The sequence below is a fragment of the Pseudomonas sessilinigenes genome (genome assembly GCF_003850565.1).
Taxonomy (GTDB): domain Bacteria; phylum Pseudomonadota; class Gammaproteobacteria; order Pseudomonadales; family Pseudomonadaceae; genus Aquipseudomonas; species Aquipseudomonas sessilinigenes.
Window position 1 is genome coordinate 785561 of record NZ_CP027706.1, and the last position, 22633, is coordinate 808193.

Here is a 22633-nt window from a genome sequence, read left to right on the forward strand (position 1 = left end):
TCAGCGTTGCAGCAGGATGCGTCCACGGCTCAGGTCGGCCAATTGTTGCTGCAGGGTGTCGATCTGTTCTTCGCCCAGGGCCAGTTGCAGTTCCACGCCGTTGGCGGTGAAGTCTTCCTGGACCAGCAGGCCGCCCAGCTCGGCGACTCGCAGCTTGACCAGGGCCAGTTCGCTGAAGCTGCAAGCGCAGCGCAACGGCACCCGGTTGACCAGGGCGATGCGTTCGGCGCCTTGCAGGCATTTGTTGGCGCCGCCGCCATAGGCCCGGGCCAGGCCTCCAGTGCCCAGCTGGATACCGCCGTACCAGCGGATCACCAGGACCGCCACCTGGTCGCAGTCCTGGGCTTCGATGGCGGCCAGGATCGGTCGTCCGGCCGTGCCGCCGGGTTCGCCGTCGTCGCTGCTGCGGTACTGGTCGGCCAGCTTCCAGGCCCAGCAATTGTGCGAGGCATCCGGGTCGCTGTGCGCCTGGATGAAGGCCTGGGCTTCGCTGGCGCTGGTGATGGGGGCGGCGAAGGTGATGAAGCGGCTTTTGCGAATTTCCTCGCGGTATTCGCAAAGGCCGGCCAGGGTAAAGGGCATGGGCTCAATCTTTCTGGGGGGAGGGCAGGCCGCAGCCTTTGAGGATGATACGCAGCAGGTTGTCGGTGGCGGCTTCCATGTCTTGCTTGGTCAGGCGGCTGCGGCCGGTGACGCGGCAGATCTGGCTGGCGAAGTCGGCATAGTGCTGGGTGCTGCCCCACAGCAGGAAGATCAGGTGCATCGGGTCCACCGGGTCCATCTTGCCGGCGTCGATCCAGGCCTGGAATACCCCGGCCCGGCCTTGGAACCAGGTGCGATAGTCCTGGCTGAAGTATTCGCTGAGGCATTCACCGCCGCTGATGATCTCCATGGCGAAGATGCGCGAGGCCTGTGGCTGGCGCCGGGAAAACTCCATCTTGGCGCGGATGTAGCGGGTCAGCGCCTCGGCGGGATCGTCCTCGGCGGTGAGGCTGTTGAAGGTGCTGTCCCACTGCTGGAGGATGTTGCTCAGGACCGCAATGTACAGACCCAGCTTGTTGTTGAAGTAGTAGTGCAGGTTGGCCTTGGGTAGACCGGCCTTCTGCGCGATGGCGTTCATGCTGGTGCCCTTGAAGCCGTGGCGGGCGAACTCGTCTTCGGCAGCCTGGATGATGGCTTCTTCATTCTTCTGCCGGATGCGGCTGGCGGGTTTGCCTGGAAGGTGAGCGCTGTGGGCGGGGACGTCAAAGGTCATGGGGGTTTCCGAGCGAGTCTGTGGGGACAGCCTGTGCGTTGATAGCGCACCGCACTGGAACAGACAAGCCTTGGTGCGACAAAAGCCGGGCAAGGCGCCTAATGCCAGCCGGTTGATCGAGTTGATCCTCTGTGGGAGCGAAGCTTGCTCGCGATGGTCCTCAACGGTAGTACGTATCGACTGGATAAACGCAGCGCTCTGAAGTCCCTCGCGGGCAAGTCTCGCTCCTACCCTTTCCTTTAACTGATCGGCATTGGCTGGCTACCGGGTAGCCGCCAGGCTTTCCAGGAAACTTTCCAGGACCAGATGCGGGCGTCGTCCCTTGCGGGTGACTGTCGACAGGTTCAGGTCATAGAAGCGCGACTTGGGCTTCAAGGCCCGCAGCCGTCCCTGCTGTACCCATAGGCTGGCGTAGTGGTCCGGCAGGTAGCCGATGTAGCGCCCGGTGAGGATCAGGAAGGCCATGCCTTCGCGGTCGGAAGCGCTGGCGGTGCAGTTCAGCGCCTGGTAGCGGGCCTGGATCTCGGCTGGCAGGCGGAAGGTCGGGGCAATGGCCTCCTGGTCGTTGAGGCGCTGGTCGTCCAGTTGCTTGTCATCCACATAGAACAGCGGGTGGCCGACCGCGCAGTACAGCAGCGAACGTTCGTCGTACAAGGGTTGGTATTCCAGGCCGGACAGGGCGCTGGCCTGAGGTACGACCCCCACGTGCAGGCGGCCGTCGAGCACTCCTTGCTCGACCTCGCTGGGGGCGATCATGCGGATCTGGATCTGCACGTCCGGGCCGCGCTCCTTCAATTGCGCCAGGGCGTGGGTAATACGCATGTGGGGCAGGGTCACCAGGTTGTCGGTGAGGCCGATGATCAGCTCGCCGCGCAAATGGCGGTGCAGGCCATTGACCTCGGTTCGAAAGCTTTCCAGGGCGCTGAGCAGTTGCAGGGTCGATTGATAGACCTCGCGGCCTTCTTCAGTCAGGGAAAAACCGGCGCGCCCGCGTTGGCACAGGCGCAGGCCGAGTCGTTGTTCCAGGTCGCTCATCTGTTGGCTGATGGCCGAGCGGCCGATGCCGAGTACGGTTTCCGCGGCGGAGAAGCCTCCGCTCTCCACCACGCTGCGAAAGATCCGCAAGAGGCGGATATCAAAGTCACTGACTTGTGCCAGAGGATCGGCTCGACGAAGGCTCATAGTTTAGTGGGGGGCTGACTGAAGGTTATTAAAGTTGGATTTCACCGACTTTATAGCCGTGGCAACGTAGCTGCAACAACGCTTCATTCCTACGCCGCTTCATTGCCCTGCGAGGTTTTGCCCATGAACATGCCGGAAAACGCTCAACAGTCCCTGGCCAGTCAGCTCAAGCTTGATGCTCACTGGATGCCCTACACCGCCAACCGCAATTTCCAGCGTGATCCGCGCTTGATCGTGGGCGCCGAAGGCAGCTGGCTGGTGGATGACAAGGGGCGCAAGGTCTATGACTCGTTATCCGGCCTGTGGACCTGTGGTGCGGGGCATTCGCGCAAGGAAATCCAGGAGGCGGTGAGCAAGCAGTTGGGCACCCTGGATTACTCGCCGGGTTTCCAGTACGGCCATCCGCTGTCGTTCCAGCTGGCGGAAAAGATCACCGCCTTGACTCCGGGCAACCTGAACCATGTGTTCTTCACCGATTCCGGCTCCGAGTGTGCTGACACCGCGGTGAAGATGGTGCGGGCCTACTGGCGCCTGAAGGGCCAGCCGACCAAGACCAAGATGATCGGTCGGGCCCGTGGTTATCATGGCGTGAACATCGCCGGCACCAGCCTGGGCGGGGTCAATGGCAACCGCAAGTTGTTTGGCCAGGCGATGATGGATGTCGATCACCTGCCGCATACCCTGCTCGCTAGCAACGCCTTCTCCCGTGGCATGCCGGAGCAGGGTGGTATTGCCCTGGCTGATGAGCTGTTGAAGCTGATCGAGCTGCATGATGCGTCCAACATCGCGGCGGTGTTTGTCGAGCCGCTGGCCGGTTCCGCGGGTGTGCTGGTACCGCCACAGGGTTATCTCAAGCGTCTGCGTGATATCTGCGACCAGCACAATATCCTGCTGGTGTTCGATGAAGTGATCACCGGCTTCGGTCGTACCGGTGCGATGTTCGGCGCCGACAGCTTCGGCGTGACGCCGGACCTGATGTGCGTGGCCAAGCAAGTCACCAACGGTGCGATCCCGATGGGCGCGGTGATTGCCAGCTCCGAGATCTACCAGGCCTTCATGAACCAGGCGACTCCCGAGTACGCGGTGGAATTCCCCCACGGCTATACCTATTCGGCGCACCCGGTGGCGTGCGCGGCTGGCTTGGCGGCCCTGGACCTGCTGCAAAAGGAAAACCTGGTGCAGAGCGTGGCCGAGGTCGCGCCGCATTTCGAGCAGGCACTGCATGGCATCAAGGGCGCGAAGAACGTGATCGACATCCGGAACTTCGGCCTGGCGGGGGCGATCCAGATCGCGCCTCGTGATGGCGATGCGATCGTGCGGCCGTTCGAGGCTGGCATGGCCTTGTGGAAAGCCGGCTTCTACGTGCGCTTCGGTGGCGACACCCTGCAGTTCGGCCCGACCTTCAACAGCAAGCCCCAGGATCTCGACCGCTTGTTCGACGCGGTTGGCGAGGTGCTGAACAAGCTCGACTGATCCGATCCTTCTTATATAGCAGCCGGTGCGAAGTGGTTCGCGCCGGCTCCTTCCTTCTTCCCAGGAGTTCCCGCATGAGTCTGATTCCACACCTGATCCATGGCGAGCTGGTAAGCGACAGCGGTCGTAGCAGCGATGTCTTCAACCCGTCCACTGGCCAGGCGATTCACAAGGTACCGTTGGCCAGCCGCGAAACCATTCAACAGGCGATCGATTCCGCCAAGTCGGCATTTCCGGCTTGGCGCAACACGCCAGCGGCCAAGCGCGCCCAGGTGATGTTCCGGTTCAAGCAGTTGCTGGAGCAGAACGAGGCACGTATCGCCCAGTTGATCAGCGAAGAGCATGGCAAGACGCTGGAAGACGCCGCTGGTGAATTGAAGCGCGGTATCGAGAACGTCGAATACGCTTGCGCCGCACCTGAGATCCTCAAGGGCGAATACAGCCGGAATGTCGGCCCGAACATCGATGCCTGGTCCGACTTCCAGCCGCTGGGTGTGGTCGCCGGTATCACCCCGTTCAACTTCCCCGCCATGGTGCCGTTGTGGATGTACCCGCTGGCGATTGCCTGTGGCAACTGCTTCATCCTCAAGCCTTCCGAGCGTGATCCCAGCTCTACGCTGTTGATTGCCCAGTTGCTGCATGAGGCCGGGTTGCCCAAGGGGGTGCTGAACGTGGTGCATGGCGACAAGGCGGCGGTGGATGCGCTGATCGAGGCGCCGGAGGTCAAGGCCTTGAGTTTTGTCGGTTCGACGCCGATCGCCGAATACATCTATGCCGAAGGTACCAAGCGCGGCAAGCGCGTCCAGGCTCTGGGTGGGGCGAAGAACCATGCGGTGCTGATGCCGGATGCCGACCTTGATAATGCAGTCAGCGCACTGATGGGGGCGGCCTATGGTTCCTGTGGCGAGCGTTGCATGGCGATTTCGGTGGCGGTGTGCGTGGGTGACCAGGTGGCTGATGCCCTGGTGGCCAAGCTGGTGCCGCAGATCAAGGCGCTGAAAATCGGTGCCGGCACTTCGTGCGGTCTGGACATGGGGCCGCTGGTCACCGCCCAGGCAAAGGACAAGGTCAGCGGTTATGTAGAAGACGGCGTGGCTGCCGGTGCCCAACTGGTGGTGGATGGTCGTGGCCTGAGCGTGGCCGGCCACGAAGAGGGCTTCTTCCTGGGTGGCTGCCTGTTCGATCGCGTTACTCCGCAGATGCGCATCTATAAAGAAGAAATCTTCGGACCGGTGTTGTGCATCGTGCGGGTCAACAGCCTGGAAGAGGCCATGCAACTGATCAACGATCATGAGTATGGCAATGGCACCTGCATCTTTACCCGTGACGGTGAAGCTGCGCGTTTGTTCTGCGACGAGATTGAAGTCGGCATGGTGGGGGTCAACGTACCGCTGCCGGTGCCGGTGGCCTACCACAGCTTCGGTGGCTGGAAGCGTTCGCTGTTTGGCGACCTGCATGCCTACGGCCCGGATGGTGTGCGTTTCTATACTCGGCGCAAGGCCATTACCCAGCGCTGGCCACAGCGGGCCAGCCATGAAGCTTCGCAATTCGCTTTCCCCAGCCTTTAAGTAAGGCTCTGCCAAAGCCGGCCCGGAAGGGCCGGCCTTGGCATTTATGGGCTTTTTTGACCGATGTGACAGAATTATGAAAATAAGTGTTGACGGCGAGTTTAATGTCTCTATAATTCGCCCCACTTCCGGCGCAGTCGAAACGGAAAACTCCTTGAGATTCAACGAGTTACCAAGATTTCGACAGCGGTCACGCTTCAGTTCATCGAAGCCCGAAAGGAGCTGATAAGGCAGCGAAAGTGGCCTTGTTAGCGTTTCGATCCTCTCGATCGAAAGCGGTTAAAAAGAGGTGTTGACAGCAGCGTGTAACGCTGTAGAATTCGCCTCCCGCTAACGAGAGATCGAAAGCGCAAGTGGTTGAAGTTACAAAGGAAACTTTGAAAACTTCTTAAAAAAATCACTTGACAGCAAATGAGGCTGCTGTAGAATGCGCGCCTCGGTTGAGACGAAAGATCTTAACCAACCGCTCTTTAACAACTGAATCAAGCAATTCGTGTGGGTGCTTGTGTAGTTAGACTGATAGTCAAAAAGATTATCAGCATCACAAGTGACCATTCGAGAAATCAAATAGTCATTTGAGATTGCTGAGCCAAGTTTAGGGTTTCTTAAAAACCCAAGCAGTATTGAACTGAAGAGTTTGATCATGGCTCAGATTGAACGCTGGCGGCAGGCCTAACACATGCAAGTCGAGCGGATGAAGTGAGCTTGCTCATGGATTCAGCGGCGGACGGGTGAGTAATGCCTAGGAATCTGCCTGGTAGTGGGGGATAACGTTTCGAAAGGAGCGCTAATACCGCATACGTCCTACGGGAGAAAGCAGGGGACCTTCGGGCCTTGCGCTATCAGATGAGCCTAGGTCGGATTAGCTAGTTGGTGAGGTAATGGCTCACCAAGGCTACGATCCGTAACTGGTCTGAGAGGATGATCAGTCACACTGGAACTGAGACACGGTCCAGACTCCTACGGGAGGCAGCAGTGGGGAATATTGGACAATGGGCGAAAGCCTGATCCAGCCATGCCGCGTGTGTGAAGAAGGTCTTCGGATTGTAAAGCACTTTAAGTTGGGAGGAAGGGCAGTAAGCTAATATCTTGCTGTTTTGACGTTACCGACAGAATAAGCACCGGCTAACTCTGTGCCAGCAGCCGCGGTAATACAGAGGGTGCAAGCGTTAATCGGAATTACTGGGCGTAAAGCGCGCGTAGGTGGTTTGTTAAGTTGGATGTGAAAGCCCCGGGCTCAACCTGGGAACTGCATCCAAAACTGGCAAGCTAGAGTATGGTAGAGGGTGGTGGAATTTCCTGTGTAGCGGTGAAATGCGTAGATATAGGAAGGAACACCAGTGGCGAAGGCGACCACCTGGACTGATACTGACACTGAGGTGCGAAAGCGTGGGGAGCAAACAGGATTAGATACCCTGGTAGTCCACGCCGTAAACGATGTCAACTAGCCGTTGGGGTCCTTGAGACTTTAGTGGCGCAGCTAACGCATTAAGTTGACCGCCTGGGGAGTACGGCCGCAAGGTTAAAACTCAAATGAATTGACGGGGGCCCGCACAAGCGGTGGAGCATGTGGTTTAATTCGAAGCAACGCGAAGAACCTTACCAGGCCTTGACATGCAGAGAACTTTCCAGAGATGGATTGGTGCCTTCGGGAACTCTGACACAGGTGCTGCATGGCTGTCGTCAGCTCGTGTCGTGAGATGTTGGGTTAAGTCCCGTAACGAGCGCAACCCTTGTCCTTAGTTACCAGCACGTTATGGTGGGCACTCTAAGGAGACTGCCGGTGACAAACCGGAGGAAGGTGGGGATGACGTCAAGTCATCATGGCCCTTACGGCCTGGGCTACACACGTGCTACAATGGTCGGTACAGAGGGTTGCCAAGCCGCGAGGTGGAGCTAATCCCACAAAACCGATCGTAGTCCGGATCGCAGTCTGCAACTCGACTGCGTGAAGTCGGAATCGCTAGTAATCGCGAATCAGAATGTCGCGGTGAATACGTTCCCGGGCCTTGTACACACCGCCCGTCACACCATGGGAGTGGGTTGCACCAGAAGTAGCTAGTCTAACCTTCGGGAGGACGGTTACCACGGTGTGATTCATGACTGGGGTGAAGTCGTAACAAGGTAGCCGTAGGGGAACCTGCGGCTGGATCACCTCCTTAATCGACGACATCAGCTGCTTCATAAGCTCCCACACGAATTGCTTGATTCATTGAAGAAGACGATAGAAGCAGCTTTAAGCTCCAAGCTGATAGCTCCAAGCTAACAGTTACAAGCTCGAAATTGGGTCTGTAGCTCAGTTGGTTAGAGCGCACCCCTGATAAGGGTGAGGTCGGCAGTTCGAATCTGCCCAGACCCACCAATTTTGTTATGGGGCCATAGCTCAGCTGGGAGAGCGCCTGCCTTGCACGCAGGAGGTCAGCGGTTCGATCCCGCTTGGCTCCACCATAAACTGCTTCTGAAAGCTTAGAAATGAGCATTCAAATCGAATGTTGATTTCTAGTCTTTTGATTAGATCGTTCTTTAAAAATTTGGGTATGTGATAGAAAGATAGACTGAACACTACTTTCACTGGTAGTGGATCAGGCTAAGGTAAAGTTTGTGAATATTGCAAACTTTCGGCGAATGTCGTCTTCACAGTATAACCAGATTGCTTGGGGTTATATGGTCAAGTGAAGAAGCGCATACGGTGGATGCCTTGGCAGTCAGAGGCGATGAAAGACGTGGTAGCCTGCGATAAGCTTCGGGGAGTCGGCAAACAGACTTTGATCCGGAGATCTCTGAATGGGGGAACCCAGCCATCATAAGATGGTTATCTTACACTGAATACATAGGTGTAAGAGGCGAACCAGGGGAACTGAAACATCTAAGTACCCTGAGGAAAAGAAATCAACCGAGATTCCCTTAGTAGTGGCGAGCGAACGGGGACTAGCCCTTAAGCTTCTTTGATTTTAGCGGAACGCTCTGGAAAGTGCGGCCATAGTGGGTGATAGCCCTGTACGCGAAAGGATCTTAGAAGTGAAATCGAGTAGGACGGGGCACGAGAAACCTTGTCTGAATATGGGGGGACCATCCTCCAAGGCTAAATACTACTGACTGACCGATAGTGAACTAGTACCGTGAGGGAAAGGCGAAAAGAACCCCGGAGAGGGGAGTGAAATAGATCCTGAAACCGTATGCGTACAAGCAGTGGGAGCAGACTTTGTTCTGTGACTGCGTACCTTTTGTATAATGGGTCAGCGACTTATATTCAGTGGCAAGCTTAACCGAATAGGGGAGGCGTAGCGAAAGCGAGTCTTAATAGGGCGTTTAGTCGCTGGGTATAGACCCGAAACCGGGCGATCTATCCATGGGCAGGTTGAAGGTTAGGTAACACTGACTGGAGGACCGAACCGACTACCGTTGAAAAGTTAGCGGATGACCTGTGGATCGGAGTGAAAGGCTAATCAAGCTCGGAGATAGCTGGTTCTCCTCGAAAGCTATTTAGGTAGCGCCTCATGTATCACTGTAGGGGGTAGAGCACTGTTTCGGCTAGGGGGTCATCCCGACTTACCAAACCGATGCAAACTCCGAATACCTACAAGTGCCGAGCATGGGAGACACACGGCGGGTGCTAACGTCCGTCGTGAAAAGGGAAACAACCCAGACCGTCAGCTAAGGTCCCAAAGTTATGGTTAAGTGGGAAACGATGTGGGAAGGCTTAGACAGCTAGGAGGTTGGCTTAGAAGCAGCCACCCTTTAAAGAAAGCGTAATAGCTCACTAGTCGAGTCGGCCTGCGCGGAAGATGTAACGGGGCTCAAACCATACACCGAAGCTACGGGTATCACGTAAGTGATGCGGTAGAGGAGCGTTCTGTAAGCCTGTGAAGGTGAGTTGAGAAGCTTGCTGGAGGTATCAGAAGTGCGAATGCTGACATGAGTAACGACAATGCGAGTGAAAAACTCGCACGCCGAAAGACCAAGGTTTCCTGCGCAACGTTAATCGACGCAGGGTTAGTCGGTCCCTAAGGCGAGGCTGAAAAGCGTAGTCGATGGAAAACAGGTTAATATTCCTGTACTTCTAGTTATTGCGATGGAGGGACGGAGAAGGCTAGGCCAGCTTGGCGTTGGTTGTCCAAGTTTAAGGTGGTAGGCTGAGATCTTAGGTAAATCCGGGATCTTAAGGCCGAGAGCTGATGACGAGTTACCTTTTAGGTGACGAAGTGGTTGATGCCATGCTTCCAAGAAAAGCTTCTAAGCTTCAGATAACTAGGAACCGTACCCCAAACCGACACAGGTGGTTGGGTAGAGAATACCAAGGCGCTTGAGAGAACTCGGGTGAAGGAACTAGGCAAAATGGCACCGTAACTTCGGGAGAAGGTGCGCCGGTGAGGGTGAAGGACTTGCTCCGTAAGCCCATGCCGGTCGAAGATACCAGGCCGCTGCGACTGTTTATTAAAAACACAGCACTCTGCAAACACGAAAGTGGACGTATAGGGTGTGACGCCTGCCCGGTGCCGGAAGGTTAATTGATGGGGTTAGCGCAAGCGAAGCTCTTGATCGAAGCCCCGGTAAACGGCGGCCGTAACTATAACGGTCCTAAGGTAGCGAAATTCCTTGTCGGGTAAGTTCCGACCTGCACGAATGGCGTAACGATGGCGGCGCTGTCTCCACCCGAGACTCAGTGAAATTGAAATCGCTGTGAAGATGCAGTGTATCCGCGGCTAGACGGAAAGACCCCGTGAACCTTTACTATAGCTTTGCACTGGACTTTGAATTTGCTTGTGTAGGATAGGTGGGAGGCTTTGAAGCGTGGACGCCAGTCTGCGTGGAGCCATCCTTGAAATACCACCCTGGCAACTTTGAGGTTCTAACTCAGGTCCGTTATCCGGATCGAGGACAGTGTATGGTGGGTAGTTTGACTGGGGCGGTCTCCTCCTAAAGAGTAACGGAGGAGTACGAAGGTGCGCTCAGACCGGTCGGAAATCGGTCGTAGAGTATAAAGGCAAAAGCGCGCTTGACTGCGAGACAAACACGTCGAGCAGGTACGAAAGTAGGTCTTAGTGATCCGGTGGTTCTGTATGGAAGGGCCATCGCTCAACGGATAAAAGGTACTCCGGGGATAACAGGCTGATACCGCCCAAGAGTTCATATCGACGGCGGTGTTTGGCACCTCGATGTCGGCTCATCACATCCTGGGGCTGAAGCCGGTCCCAAGGGTATGGCTGTTCGCCATTTAAAGTGGTACGCGAGCTGGGTTTAGAACGTCGTGAGACAGTTCGGTCCCTATCTGCCGTGGACGTTTGAGATTTGAGAGGGGCTGCTCCTAGTACGAGAGGACCGGAGTGGACGAACCTCTGGTGTTCCGGTTGTCACGCCAGTGGCATTGCCGGGTAGCTATGTTCGGAAAAGATAACCGCTGAAAGCATCTAAGCGGGAAACTTGCCTCAAGATGAGATCTCACTGGGATCTTGAATCCCCTAAAGGGCCGTCGAAGACTACGACGTTGATAGGTTGGGTGTGTAAGCGCTGTGAGGCGTTGAGCTAACCAATACTAATTGCCCGTGAGGCTTGACCATATAACACCCAAGCAATTTGCTTAAGAGCGAGTTGCGGTGTGTGAAGACGCACGAACCGAAAGTTTGCAGCACACAAACCTATTACATACCCATTCGCTGGAACGTTGCCCAAACAACGGCTCAGCTACAGAATTTCTTGACGACCATAGAGCATTGGAACCACCTGATCCCATCCCGAACTCAGCAGTGAAACGATGCATCGCCGATGGTAGTGTGGGGTTTCCCCATGTGAGAGTAGGTCATCGTCAAGATTAAATTCCGAAACCCCAATTGCGAAAGCAGTTGGGGTTTTGTCTTTGCGCGAACGAAAAGTTTCCATCGTTCACGCAGCTCTTTGATCGGTCCGGCTGCCAGCGTTCCGCGACAGTGCTAAGGTTCCGCCCTGGCTTTTTGCATTCTCCAAGGAAATCCTTTATGCCGGACGCCTCGTCCCTCAACCCTGGTTTCATGGTGGTTCATGGTAACCGCCTGGACGAGTTGCGCAGCCTGGTCGTCAGTTGGATGCGGCGCTACCCGCTAGCGCCCTTGGAGAATGAAATTGCCCTGGTTCAGAGCAATGGCATTGCCCAGTGGTTGAAGCTGGCCCTGGCCGAAGACCCCGAAGATGATGATTCCGGTGGCTGCGGCATAGCCGCTGCCATCGATGTACAGTTGCCCGGCAGCTTCATGTGGCAGCTGTATCGCCTGGTGCTGGGACGGGATGAAATCCCCCCAAAATCTCTGTTGGACAAGGCCCCGCTCACCTGGCGCCTGATGCGTCTATTGCCGGAGTTGATCGACGAGCCGCATTTCGAGCCTCTGCAACGTTTCCTGACCCATGACAGCGATCTGCGCAAACGCTACCAACTGGCCGAGCGCTTGGCTGACCTGTTCGACCAATACCAGGTATACCGGGCCGATTGGCTGGAGGACTGGGCCGCCGGGCGGCATCAGTTGCGCAACGTTCGAGGAGAGCCCAAGGCCTTGCCTGCCGCCAACTGCTGGCAAGCCGAGTTGTGGCGAGCGCTGCTCCTGGACGTGGGTACCGAAGGCATGGCCCAGAGTCGAGCAGGTGTGCACCAGCGCTTTATCGAGCGAATCAACAGCCTCGACACCACCCCCCAGGGGCTGCCACCGCGAGTGATAGTGTTCGGGATCTCGTCACTGCCGGCCCAGGCCCTGGAGGCACTGGCAGGTTTGGCTCGCTTTAGCCAGGTACTGCTTTGCGTGCACAACCCCTGTCGCCACCACTGGGCTGACATCGTCGCCGACAAGGACCTGCTGCGGCATCAGTACAAGCGCCAGGCGCGCAAGACCGGCATGCCCCTGGCGCTCGATCCGCAAACCCTGCACCAGCATGCACACCCCCTATTGGCCGCCTGGGGCAAGCAAGGTCGTGACTACATCAATCTCTTGGACAGCCACGACGACCCCAACAGCTATCGCGCAGCCTTTCGCGATGGACGTATCGACCTGTTCAGCGAGACCCGCCCCCTCAGCATGCTCCAGCAATTGCAGGACGACATTCTCGAACTGCGCCCTCTCGATGAAACCCGCGAGCTATGGCCCGAGGTCGATCTCCAGCAGGACTCGTCGATCCGCTTCCACATTGCCCACAGTGCCCAGCGCGAGGTGGAGATTCTCCACGATCAGCTGTTGGCCCGCTTCAGCGCCGATCCCGAGCTGCGCCCTCGCGACGTGATCGTCATGGTTCCGGATATCGACAGTTACGCTCCGCATATACGCGCCGTATTCGGCCAGCTGGAACGCGATGACCGACGCTTCATTCCCTACACCCTGACCGACCAGGGGCAACGTGGCCGCGATCCGCTGCTGATCGCCGTGGAACACTTGCTGAAACTGCCGGACAGCCGCTTCCCGGTCAGCGAGATTCTCGATCTGCTGGATGTCCCTGCCCTGCGCGCACGTTTCGGTGTCGACGAAGCCGACTTGCCGACCCTGCATCGCTGGATCGAAGGTGCTGGTATCCGCTGGGGCATGAATGCCGAACAGCGAGCCGAATTGGGGCTGCCCGAGGAGCTGGAGCAAAACAGCTGGCGTTTCGGTCTGCGGCGCATGCTGTTGGGATATGCCGTTGGCCGTTCCGATGCCTGCGCCGGTATCGAGCCCTATGATGAGATCGGTGGCCTGGATGCCGCCCTGATCGGTCCGTTGGTGGCCTTGCTCGACGCCCTGCAACTGGCCCATGAGCAGCTGTGCCAACCTGCCGTGCCTGGCCAGTGGGGCGAACGCTTGCACCACCTGTTGGAGCAGTTCTTCCTGGCCAGTACCGAGCATGACGATTACTTGCTGGGCCAACTGGAAGACCTGCGCGAAACCTGGCTGGAAACCTGTGAGTCGGTGGGCCTGCAGGATGAACTGCCTTTGACCGTGGTACGAGAGGCCTGGTTAGCGGGCCTCGACCAGGGGCGGCTGTCCCAGCGCTTCCTGGCCGGCGCAGTGAACTTCTGTACCCTGATGCCGATGCGTGCCATCCCCTTCAAGCTGGTGTGCCTGCTGGGCATGAACGATGGCGACTACCCGCGGGCCCAGCCCCCCCTGGACTTCGACCTGATGGGCAGCGACTACCGCCCGGGCGACCGCTCTCGGCGTGAAGACGACCGCTACCTGCTGCTCGAAGCCTTGCTCTCGGCGCGTGACCAGCTCTACATCAGCTGGGTCGGCCGCAGCATCCGTGACAATAGCGAGCGCCCGGCCTCCGTGCTGATCGGCCAGTTGCGCGATCACCTGGCCAGTGGCTGGCGAGCGCTGGATACACCTGGCGCCCTACTGGAAGAAATGACCCAGGAGCATCCGCTGCAACCCTTCAGTGCCCGCTACTTTCATGACGACGATCCGCTGTTCAGCTACGCCCGGGAGTGGCAAGTGCTGCATCAGGCCCCACAGGAGCAGGACACGCTTGTGCGCCTGGAGCCCTATGCCCAGGACGAGCCCCTGAGTGTGGCCCAGTTGCAAGATTTCCTGCGCCACCCGGTACGGCATTTCTTCAGCCAGCGGCTCAAGGTGTTCTTCGAAGCGATGGAGGCGCCCTTGGCCGATGAAGAACCCTTCGTCCTTGATGCCCTGCAACGCTACAACCTGAGCGACAGCTTGCTGGAGGCTGCACTGGGCGACGCCCGGCAACCCGAGCATGCGCTACAGGCTCAGGCCCAGCGACTGCAGGCCAGCGGCTTGCTGCCCATGGCCGGTTTCGGTGAGTGCCTGCAACGGGAGTTGATGGAACCCCTGCCGGACTTGTTGCAGCGCTACCAGCAATTGCTGGCCCTATGGCCAACCCCGCTTGCCAGCGCACTGCCGGTGAGCCTGGACTTGCAAGGTGTCCGAGTGGAGGGGTGGTTAAGCGGTTTGCACCAGCGTGCGGATAATGGGCTGTTGGCCGTGACCGCCATTGCCAATGGCATCGGCTCCAGCAAGACCCGCAAGTGGCACCGACTGATCAAACCCTGGATCAATCACTTGCTGGCCTGTGCCAGTGGCTACTGCCTGACCACGGCACTGGTGGCGAGCGACGACAGCCTGCTGCTCGCCCCGCTCGAGCAAGAGATGGCCCGCCAGGTCCTGGGCGAGATCTTGCAAGCCTGGCAGGCGGGCATGCGCCAACCCCTGCCCGTGGCCGTCAAGACGGCCTTTGCCTGGTTGGGGCAGAGCGATCCGGACAAGGCCGCCGCCGCGGCGCGCAAGGCCTATGACGGTGATGGGCAGAATAGCCAGGGCGAGCGCCGCGAAAGTCCGGCGCTGGCCCGCCAGTTTGCCGACTACAACGCATTGATCGCCGATGAAACCTTCAGCGGCTGGGCCCAAACGCTCTATCGCCCGCTACTCAACGCCCCATGGCGTTCAGCCCTCGGCGAGGAGGCCGGAGCATGACTGGACAACGCCCCCTGGCCCTGGCTTTTCCGCTGCACGGCAGCCAGCTGATCGAGGCCAGTGCCGGTACAGGCAAGACCTTCACCATTTCCGCGCTCTACCTGCGCCTGGTACTGGGCCATGGCGGTGAAGCCGAAGGTTTTGGCCGCGAGCTGCTGCCGCCACAGATCCTGGTGGTGACGTTCACCGACGCCGCGACCAAGGAACTGCGCGAGCGTATCCGCACCCGCCTGGCAGAGGCCGCACGCTTCTTGCGTGAAGAAATCCCGGCCCCGGACAGCCTGATAGAGCAGTTGCGCGAGCAATACCCCCCCGAGCAATGGGCCGCCTGTGCCAATCGCCTGGATATCGCAGCCCAGTGGATGGACGAGGCGGCGGTCTCCACCATCCACAGTTGGTGCCAGCGCATGCTGCGCGAACACGCTTTCGACAGCGGCAGCCTGTTCACCCAGACCCTGGAGACCGACCACAGCGACTTGCTGGGCCAGGTCCTGCGCGATTACTGGCGATTGTTCTGCTACCCCCTGCAAGGCGACGCACTGAACTGGGTGCGTAGCCATTGGGTGGGGCCGGCCGAGTTGCTGCCCCGGGTCCGGGCGATGTTCGGCAATGAGCGGCGCGGGCCGATGGAGCAGACGCCAGCCGAGTTGATCGAGGCCAGCCTGCAAGAGCGCCGCGAAGCCCTGGTGCAGATCAAGGCACCCTGGCGCCAATGGTCTGCGCAATTGCGGGATATCTGCCTGCAAGGGGTGGCCAGCAAGAGCGTCGATGGACGCAAGATGCAGGCGCGTTATTTCGAGCCCTGGTTCGACAAGATCGACGCGTGGGTCGATGACGAGAGCCTTGAGCAACTGGATATCGGCACCGGTTTCAGTCGCCTGACCCCAGAAGGCATGAGTGAGGCCTGGAAGAGCGACGCCCCAAGCCATCCCGGGCTTGAGGCGATGGCCGGACTCAAGGCCAGCCTGGAGGCCTTGCCCAGCCCGGATGCGGCGGTGCTGCAACATGCTGCACAATGGGTCGGGGCACGCTTTGAGGAAGAGAAGCGCCGCCGTGCCGAGATGGGGTTCGACGACATGCTGCTGCGCCTCGATGGCGCCTTGCAGAGCGATGGCGGCGAGCGTTTGGCGAGCCTGATCCGCGAGCAGTTTCCGGTGGCCTTGATCGATGAGTTCCAGGATACCGATCCGGTGCAGTACCGCATCTTCGAGAGCATCTATCGCATCGAAGACAACGACCCGACGACCGGGCTGTTCCTGATCGGCGACCCCAAGCAAGCGATCTACGCCTTTCGCGGTGCCGATATCTATACCTACCTGCGGGCGCGCCAGGCCACCAGTGGCCGCCTGCATAGCCTGGGCACCAACTTCCGCTCCAGCCAGGCCATGGTCAGTGCGGTCAACCACGTGTTCCTGCATGCCGAGCAGCGCCAGCAAGGGCGAGGCGCTTTCCTGTTTCGCCAGCCCGATGGCCAGAACCCGGTGCCGTTCCTGGCCGTGGCGGCCCAGGACCGCAAGGAGCGCCTGCTGGTCGATGGCCAAGCCGTACCGGCACTGAATTTCTGGTTGCTGCCTTCGGAGCAACCGTTGTCCGCAGCCCAGTATCGCCAGCACCAGGCCGCGTCCTGTGCCAGTGCCATTGTCGGCCTGCTCAATGGCGGCCAGCAGGGCCGCAGTGGTTTTGCCCGCGGCCCGCAAGAGCTCGAAGGCCTGCTGCCGGCGGACATCGCCATCCTGGTACGCGACGGCAAGGAGGCCCAGGCCATCCGTGCCGAACTGGCCGCCCGCGGGGTGCGCAGCGTGTACCTCTCGGACAAGGACTCGGTGTTTGCCGCCCAGGAAGCCCGCGACCTGCTGGTGTGGCTCAAGGCTTGTGCCGAGCCGGACGTGGAGCGTCCGCTGCGTGCCGCCCTGGCGTCCTTGACACTGAACCTGCCCCTGGTGGAACTGGAGCGCTTGAACCAGGACGAATTGGCCTGGGAAGCGCGAGTCATGCAGTTCCGTGGCTATCGGGCGATCTGGCGGAGCCAGGGCGTGCTGCCGATGCTGCGCCGCCTGCTCCACGACTTCCAGTTGCCCCAGGCCCTGATGGCCCGCAGCGATGGCGAGCGGGTACTGACCAACCTCCTGCATCTGTCCGAATTGCTGCAGCAGAACGCCGCCGAGCTCGATGGCGAGCAGGCGCTGATCCGCCACCTCACCGAACACCTGGCCTTGTCCGGGCAAGCGGGTGAGGAGCAGATCCTGCGCCTGGAAAGCGATGAGCAATTGGTAAAGGTGGTCACCATCCACAAATCCAAGGGCCTGGAGTACCCCCTGGTGTTCCTGCCGTTCATTTGCTCCACCAAGCCGGTGGACGGCAGCCGCCTGCCGCTGCATTACCACGATGCCGCCGGCAAGCCCCAAGTCAGCCTGCGCCCTAGCGCAGAGCTGATCGCCCAGGCTGACGACGAGCGCCTGGCCGAGGACCTGCGGCTGCTCTATGTCGCCCTGACCCGGGCCCGGCATGCCTGCTGGCTGGGAGTCGCCGACCTCAAGCGCGGTAACCACAGCAACTCGATCCTGAATCTCTCGGCCCTGGGCTACCTGTTGGGCGGCGGCGCGCAGTTGAACGAGTCCACTGGCTTGCAGCGCTGGTTGCTGGATCTGCAGCAAGGCTGCGATGCCATCGCGGTGGCCGAGTTGCCGCCCGCCGATGACCAGCGTTTCTATCCGCCGCGCAACGAAGCCCGCCTGCTGGCTGCGCTGGCTCCCGTGCGCCGGGCCGCGGAGAACTGGTGGATCGCCTCCTATAGCGCCTTGCGGATCAGTGACACCCTGGGTGTGGGCAGCCAGGCCCCGGACGATCCCCAGGCACAAAAGTTGTTCGATGATGAACGCCTGGACCCCGAGGCGCCTCGGGAGGTCGTCGCCAGCAGTGGCGATATCCATCGTTTTCCCCGCGGGCCGAACCCCGGCACCTTCCTTCATGGCCTGTTGGAATGGGCGGGTGGCGAAGGCTTTCGTGCGTCCCCCGAAGCGATCACCGATGCGGTCGCCCGCCGTTGCAATCGCCGGGGCTGGGAAGGCTGGATCCCGACCCTCAGCGATTGGTTGCAGCAGGTGCTGCAAGTACCCTTGCCGGCGGGAGAGGGGCAGCCGCCCGTGGTGCTCGGGCAGTTGGTCCAGTATCGGGTGGAGATGGAGTTCTGGTTCGCCAGCCACAAGGTCGATGTACTCAAGCTCGACGAACTGGTGCGCCAGCAGACGCACCAGGGGGCGCCCCGGGTGACTGCCGAGCCCGTGCTGCTCAATGGCATGTTCAAGGGCTTTATCGACCTGACCTTCGAGCACCACGGCCGCTACTACGTGGCCGACTACAAGTCCAACTGGCTGGGCGTCGATGACGCCGCCTACACCGAGCAGGCCATGGAACAATCGATCCTCGACAATCGCTATGACCTGCAGTACGTCCTGTACCTGCTGGCCCTGCACCGACAGTTGAAGGCCCGCCTGGCCGACTACGACTACGACCGGCACATGGGCGGGGCTTTGTACCTGTTCCTGCGGGGCACTCAGGCGGCCAGCCGGGGCCTGTACTTCACCCGCCCGCCGCGGCAGTTGATCGAGCGCCTGGACCTGATGTTCCAGGGCCAGGCCGAGCCGCCCAGGGTCGAACCTGCCTGGGAACAGGGAGTGCTGCTATGACCCCGGATCTGTTCGCCTCCCTGGACGAGCCGGAGCCGGCCTCCCAGGGCCAGGCCCCCTTGAGCCGTGCCGCTGACCTGCTGCAGTTGCTCGACCTATGGGTGGCACGGGGTTGGCTGCGGGCCCTGGACAAGGCCTTCGTGGCCTTCCTCCATGAACTGGACCCGGAGTGCGACCCATTGGTGCTGATGGCCGCGGCCCTGAGCAGTCATCAACTGGGGCACGGACATGTCTGCCTGGACCTGTTCGAAACCCTCAAGGAGCCGGACTTCGCCCTGTCATTGCCCCCCGAAGGGGACGCGCAGAATGGCGCGCCGGCGCTGCCTTCCCAAGTCCTGGCCGGCCTTGAGGGCGCACACTGGTGCAAGGTCCTGGCCGGTAGCCGATTGGTCGCCCTGGCTGCGGACCACGGCGAGGGTGCGCGGCAGCGGCCCCTGGTTCTGTCGGGCAAGCGCCTGTACCTGCGGCGCTATTGGGCCTATGAGCGACGCATAGACAACGCCCTGCGCCAGCGCCTGGCACAAACCGAGGTAACCCCCGAGCATCTGGCCCGGCGCCTTGACGAGTTGTTCGGCGCAGCCAGGGCCAGTGGTCCGGTCGACTGGCAGAAACTCGCCTGTGCCCTGGCCACGCGAGGGGCCTTCAGCATCATCACCGGAGGCCCGGGCACCGGCAAGACCACCACGGTGGTCCGCCTGCTGGCCCTGCTCCAGGGGCCGGCAGTGGAGGCTCGCAAGCCCCTGCGCATCCGCCTGGCAGCCCCCACCGGCAAGGCCGCGGCGCGGTTGACGGAGTCGATCAGCCTGCAGGTGCGCTCCTTGTCGGTGGCCGATGAGGTGCGGGAAAAGATCCCCAGCGAAGTGACCACCGTGCACCGCCTGCTGGGCAATCGCCCGGGGACCCGGCACTTTCGCCACCATGCTGGCAATCGCCTGCCACTGGATGTGCTGGTCGTGGACGAGGCCTCGATGATCGATCTGGAAATGATGGCCAACCTGCTCGATGCCTTGCCCATCCATGCACGCCTGGTGCTGCTGGGGGACAAGGACCAGTTGGCCTCGGTGGAGGCTGGAGCCGTGCTGGGTGACTTGTGCCGGGATGCCGAGGCGGGCTGGTACAACCCGCAGACCCGCGCCTGGCTCGAGACGGTCAGTGGTGAAGACCTGGCCACCAGTGGCCTGCAGGAAGATCACGGGCACCAGCACCCCCTGGCGCAGCAGGTGGTGATGCTGCGTCACTCCCGGCGCTTTGGCGAAGGCAGTGGCATCGGCCAGCTGGCACGCTGGGTCAATCAGCAACAGGCCGACGAGGCCCGGCGCTTGCTGGCGGCCCGCAGCCATGGGGACTTGCATGGCCTGAGCCTCAAGGGTGAACAGGACCGGGCCCTGGAGCGGCTGTTGCTCGAAGGCCACGGCGAAGGGCCCCAAGGCTATCGCCATTACCTGAATGTGCTGCGCAGCCAGCGTCCACCGGTTGGTACCGGCCTGGAAGACCGGCGTTGGACCGATTGGGCACGCAACGTCCTGCAGGCCTTCGACCGCTTCCAGCTGCTCTGTGCGGTACGCAAGGGGCCTTGGGGCGTCGAGAGCCTGAACCAGCGCATCACCCAGGCACTGTTCAAGGCCCGGCTGATCGAAAGCGACCAGCAATGGTACGAGGGCCGTCCGGTCTTGATGACCCGCAATGACTATGGCCTGGGCCTGATGAATGGTGATATCGGCATTGCCCTGCGCTTGCCGGAACAGGACGGCAGCGAGGCGGGCCGCCAGGTGCTGCGCGTGGCCTTCCCGCGCAACGATGGCCAGGGCGGCGTGCGCCTGGTGCTGCCGAGCCGGCTCAACGACGTGGAAACCGTCTACGCCATGACTGTGCACAAGTCCCAGGGCTCGGAGTTCGCCCATACCGCGCTGATCCTGCCCGATGCATTGAATCCGGTACTGACCAAGGAGTTGATCTACACCGGCATCACCCGGGCCAAGGATTGGTTCAGCCTGATCGAACCCCGTGCCGGTGTCTTCGAGGAGGCGGTGCGACGGCGGGTCAAGCGCCTGAGCGGATTGATGCTGGAGCTGGACTGAGGCCGGGCTTCCAGGCATGGTTGCACCGCGTCGATCTCGCGGCATTTTCCAGGGCTGTGCTATCGTTGCGGCATCATCTTCGTGAAAATCAACGAGATTCCCTGCATGGACGTGGCTGTCTTGAGGACAGAGCGCATTTTGCGGTGGCGGCAGTACGTGCTGGCGACCATCCTTTGCCTGTTCAGCCTGTTGGCCATCGCACAGCCCGAGCCCTCGGCACCGGCCAGCCTGGCCGAACAGCGGGCCAAGGCAGTGACCCAAGTGGTGCTGGGCATCCTCAGCTATGCGCGCTGGCCGGTCGAGCCAGCGCAGTTGCGTCTTTGCGTGGTAGGTCCCACCGAATACACCGACGATCTGCTCAAGGGGGCCACCCAGGCTACCGGACGCCCGGTGCAGGTGCGTCGCTTACTGGCCAGTAACGCGACGATCGCCAGTGAGTGCGATTCGGTCTACGTCGGCAAGCTGGGGACTGAGCAGCGTACTCGCTTGTTCAGTTCGTTGACCGGGCAGCCGGTGCTGAGCATCAGCGAGGGGGGCGACCAATGCACCGTGGGCAGCCTGTTCTGCCTGCGAGTCAGCGACAGCCAGGTATCGTTCGAAGTCAATCTGGACTCAGTGGCGCGCAGTGGGGTGAAGATCCATCCCAGTGTGTTGCAGTTGTCCCGTCGGCGTCCGGCGGAGCCATGAAACTGTTCAAGTCCAACTCCCGCCCTACCTTGCGGTCGGTCATCGGTCGCGGCCATCTGATCGTTGCCCTGCTGGCGATCTCCATGGCCAGCCTGTCCCTGACCGGCCTTGGCGTACTGGCCCTGCGGGTGTATGCCGACCACAACCTGCACCTGATCGCCCGTTCCATCAGCTATACGGTGGAAGCTGCCGTGGTGTTCCACGATAACGTCGTGGCCACCGAGGCCCTGGCGCTGATCGCTTCCACCGAGGAGGTGGCCGACGCCAAGGTCTACGACAGCCAGGGGCAGTTGCTGGCCAGTTGGCAGCGTCCGGACAGCGGTTTCCTGACCAACCTGGAAATGCACATCGCCAGCACATTCCTGGAAAAACCCATCAGCGTGCCGATCTATCGCCAGGGCCAGGAGATCGGCAGCGTCAATGTCACCGGCCATGGCGGCAGCCTGTTGCGCTTCCTCTTCAGCGGGTTGGTGGGCATCGTGCTGTGCATCGCCCTGAGTGCCTGGGCCGCCCTGTACCTGGCGCGCCGGCAACTGCGCGATATCACGGGCCCGCTACGCAGCCTGGCGGACGTGGCCCACGCGGCCCGACGCGAGCGTGCCTTCGACCAACGGGTGCCGCCGGCACAAATCGCCGAGCTGGACAACCTGGGCAATGACTTCAACGCCCTGCTCGATGAACTGGAGGTCTGGCAGACCCACCTGCAGAGCGAGAATGAGACCTTGGCCCACCAGGCCAGCCATGACAGTTTGACCGGCCTGCCTAACCGGGCCTTCTTCGAGGGACGGCTGATCCGCGCCCTGCGCAGTGCCAACAAGCACAACGAACACATGGCGGTGCTGTTCCTGGACAGCGATCGGTTCAAGGAAATCAACGACAATTTTGGCCATGCCGCCGGGGATGCGGTGCTGGTGGCCGTGGCCACGCGGATTCGAGCGCAACTGCGCGAGGATGACCTGGTGGCGCGCCTGGGTGGCGATGAATTCGCGGTGTTGTTGACGCCCCTGCATCGGGTGGAGGATGCCCAGCGCATCGCCGACAAGATCATCAACAGCATGGAGATGCCGATCCAGTTGCCAGGCAGCCTGTCGATCCTGACATCGCTGAGCATCGGCATCGCCGTGTATCCGGAGCATGGCGCCACTCCGGGCAGTCTGTTGAATGCCGCCGACGCGGCCATGTACCAGGCCAAGCGAGGCGCGCGAGGCGGGCAGCACACAGTGGGGGCGGAGTCCCCCGTCGTCCAGGTTCAAAACAGGAGCTAACTCCCTTGTTCTCA

At 60.5% G+C, this 22633-nt stretch carries 10 protein-coding genes, 2 tRNA genes and 3 rRNA genes; 12 read left to right on the plus strand and 3 right to left on the minus strand.

The window, feature by feature from the left end; translation table 11 throughout:
- The 3 genes from C4K39_RS03550 to C4K39_RS03560 form a co-directional block, all read right to left on the minus strand.
- Positions 1–582, minus strand: coding sequence for an IMPACT family protein (locus tag C4K39_RS03550; protein WP_124345675.1), 582 nt, complete (start codon positions 580–582; stop codon positions 1–3).
- A gap of 4 nt (positions 583–586) precedes the next feature.
- Positions 587–1255 carry a TetR/AcrR family transcriptional regulator gene (locus C4K39_RS03555; RefSeq protein WP_068585449.1) on the minus strand — a complete coding sequence of 223 codons (669 nt, stop codon included), beginning with the start codon at positions 1253–1255 and terminating at the stop codon, positions 587–589.
- A gap of 261 nt (positions 1256–1516) precedes the next feature.
- Entirely contained in the window at positions 1517–2437 is a 921-nt protein-coding gene (locus tag C4K39_RS03560) for a LysR family transcriptional regulator (RefSeq protein WP_068585447.1), read from the minus strand.
- Positions 2438–2560: 123 nt separating this feature from the next.
- Between C4K39_RS03560 and aptA the strand changes: the two genes are divergently transcribed.
- The 12 genes from aptA (at position 2561) to dgcN (ending at position 22619) form a co-directional block, all read left to right on the plus strand.
- Positions 2561–3910: an omega-aminotransferase AptA gene (gene aptA, locus C4K39_RS03565; protein ID WP_124345676.1), complete on the plus strand. Its 1350-nt coding sequence runs from the start codon at positions 2561–2563 to the stop codon at positions 3908–3910.
- A gap of 74 nt (positions 3911–3984) precedes the next feature.
- The gene (locus C4K39_RS03570; protein WP_068585441.1) at positions 3985–5478 is read left to right on the plus strand and encodes a CoA-acylating methylmalonate-semialdehyde dehydrogenase; all 1494 of its coding nucleotides are present in this window, start codon (positions 3985–3987) and stop codon (positions 5476–5478) included.
- Positions 5479–6103: 625 nt separating this feature from the next.
- Positions 6104–7640: ribosomal RNA gene (locus C4K39_RS03580) — 16S ribosomal RNA — on the plus strand.
- A gap of 123 nt (positions 7641–7763) precedes the next feature.
- Positions 7764–7840, plus strand: a tRNA-Ile gene (locus C4K39_RS03585).
- Positions 7841–7850: 10 nt separating this feature from the next.
- Positions 7851–7926: transfer RNA gene (locus C4K39_RS03590), tRNA-Ala, on the plus strand.
- Between the two features lie 218 nt (positions 7927–8144).
- A 23S ribosomal RNA gene (locus C4K39_RS03595) occupies positions 8145–11036 on the plus strand.
- Between the two features lie 135 nt (positions 11037–11171).
- Positions 11172–11287, plus strand: a 5S ribosomal RNA gene (gene rrf, locus C4K39_RS03600).
- Together the 16S, 23S and 5S rRNA genes with 2 tRNA genes alongside form the textbook arrangement of a ribosomal RNA operon.
- 163 nt (positions 11288–11450) lie before the next feature.
- Positions 11451–14903 (plus strand): exodeoxyribonuclease V subunit gamma, encoded by a 3453-nt coding sequence (recC, locus tag C4K39_RS03605; RefSeq protein ID WP_124345677.1) that lies wholly within the window; start codon positions 11451–11453, stop codon positions 14901–14903.
- Positions 14900–18589, plus strand: a complete 3690-nt coding sequence (gene recB, locus C4K39_RS03610) for an exodeoxyribonuclease V subunit beta (protein ID WP_124345678.1) — start codon at positions 14900–14902, stop codon at positions 18587–18589. Before recC ends, recB begins: the two co-directional genes overlap by 4 nt.
- Positions 18586–20667 (plus strand): exodeoxyribonuclease V subunit alpha, encoded by a 2082-nt coding sequence (gene recD, locus C4K39_RS03615; protein ID WP_124345679.1) that lies wholly within the window; start codon positions 18586–18588, stop codon positions 20665–20667. Before recB ends, recD begins: the two co-directional genes overlap by 4 nt.
- A 105-nt stretch (positions 20668–20772) precedes the next feature.
- Positions 20773–21354 (plus strand): regulatory sequestration protein YfiR, encoded by a 582-nt coding sequence (gene yfiR, locus C4K39_RS03620; protein ID WP_068577377.1) that lies wholly within the window; start codon positions 20773–20775, stop codon positions 21352–21354.
- The gene (gene dgcN, locus C4K39_RS03625) at positions 21351–22619 is read left to right on the plus strand and encodes a diguanylate cyclase DgcN/YfiN (RefSeq protein WP_068577379.1); all 1269 of its coding nucleotides are present in this window, start codon (positions 21351–21353) and stop codon (positions 22617–22619) included. Before yfiR ends, dgcN begins: the two co-directional genes overlap by 4 nt.
- The last annotated feature ends 14 nt before the right edge of the window (positions 22620–22633 follow it).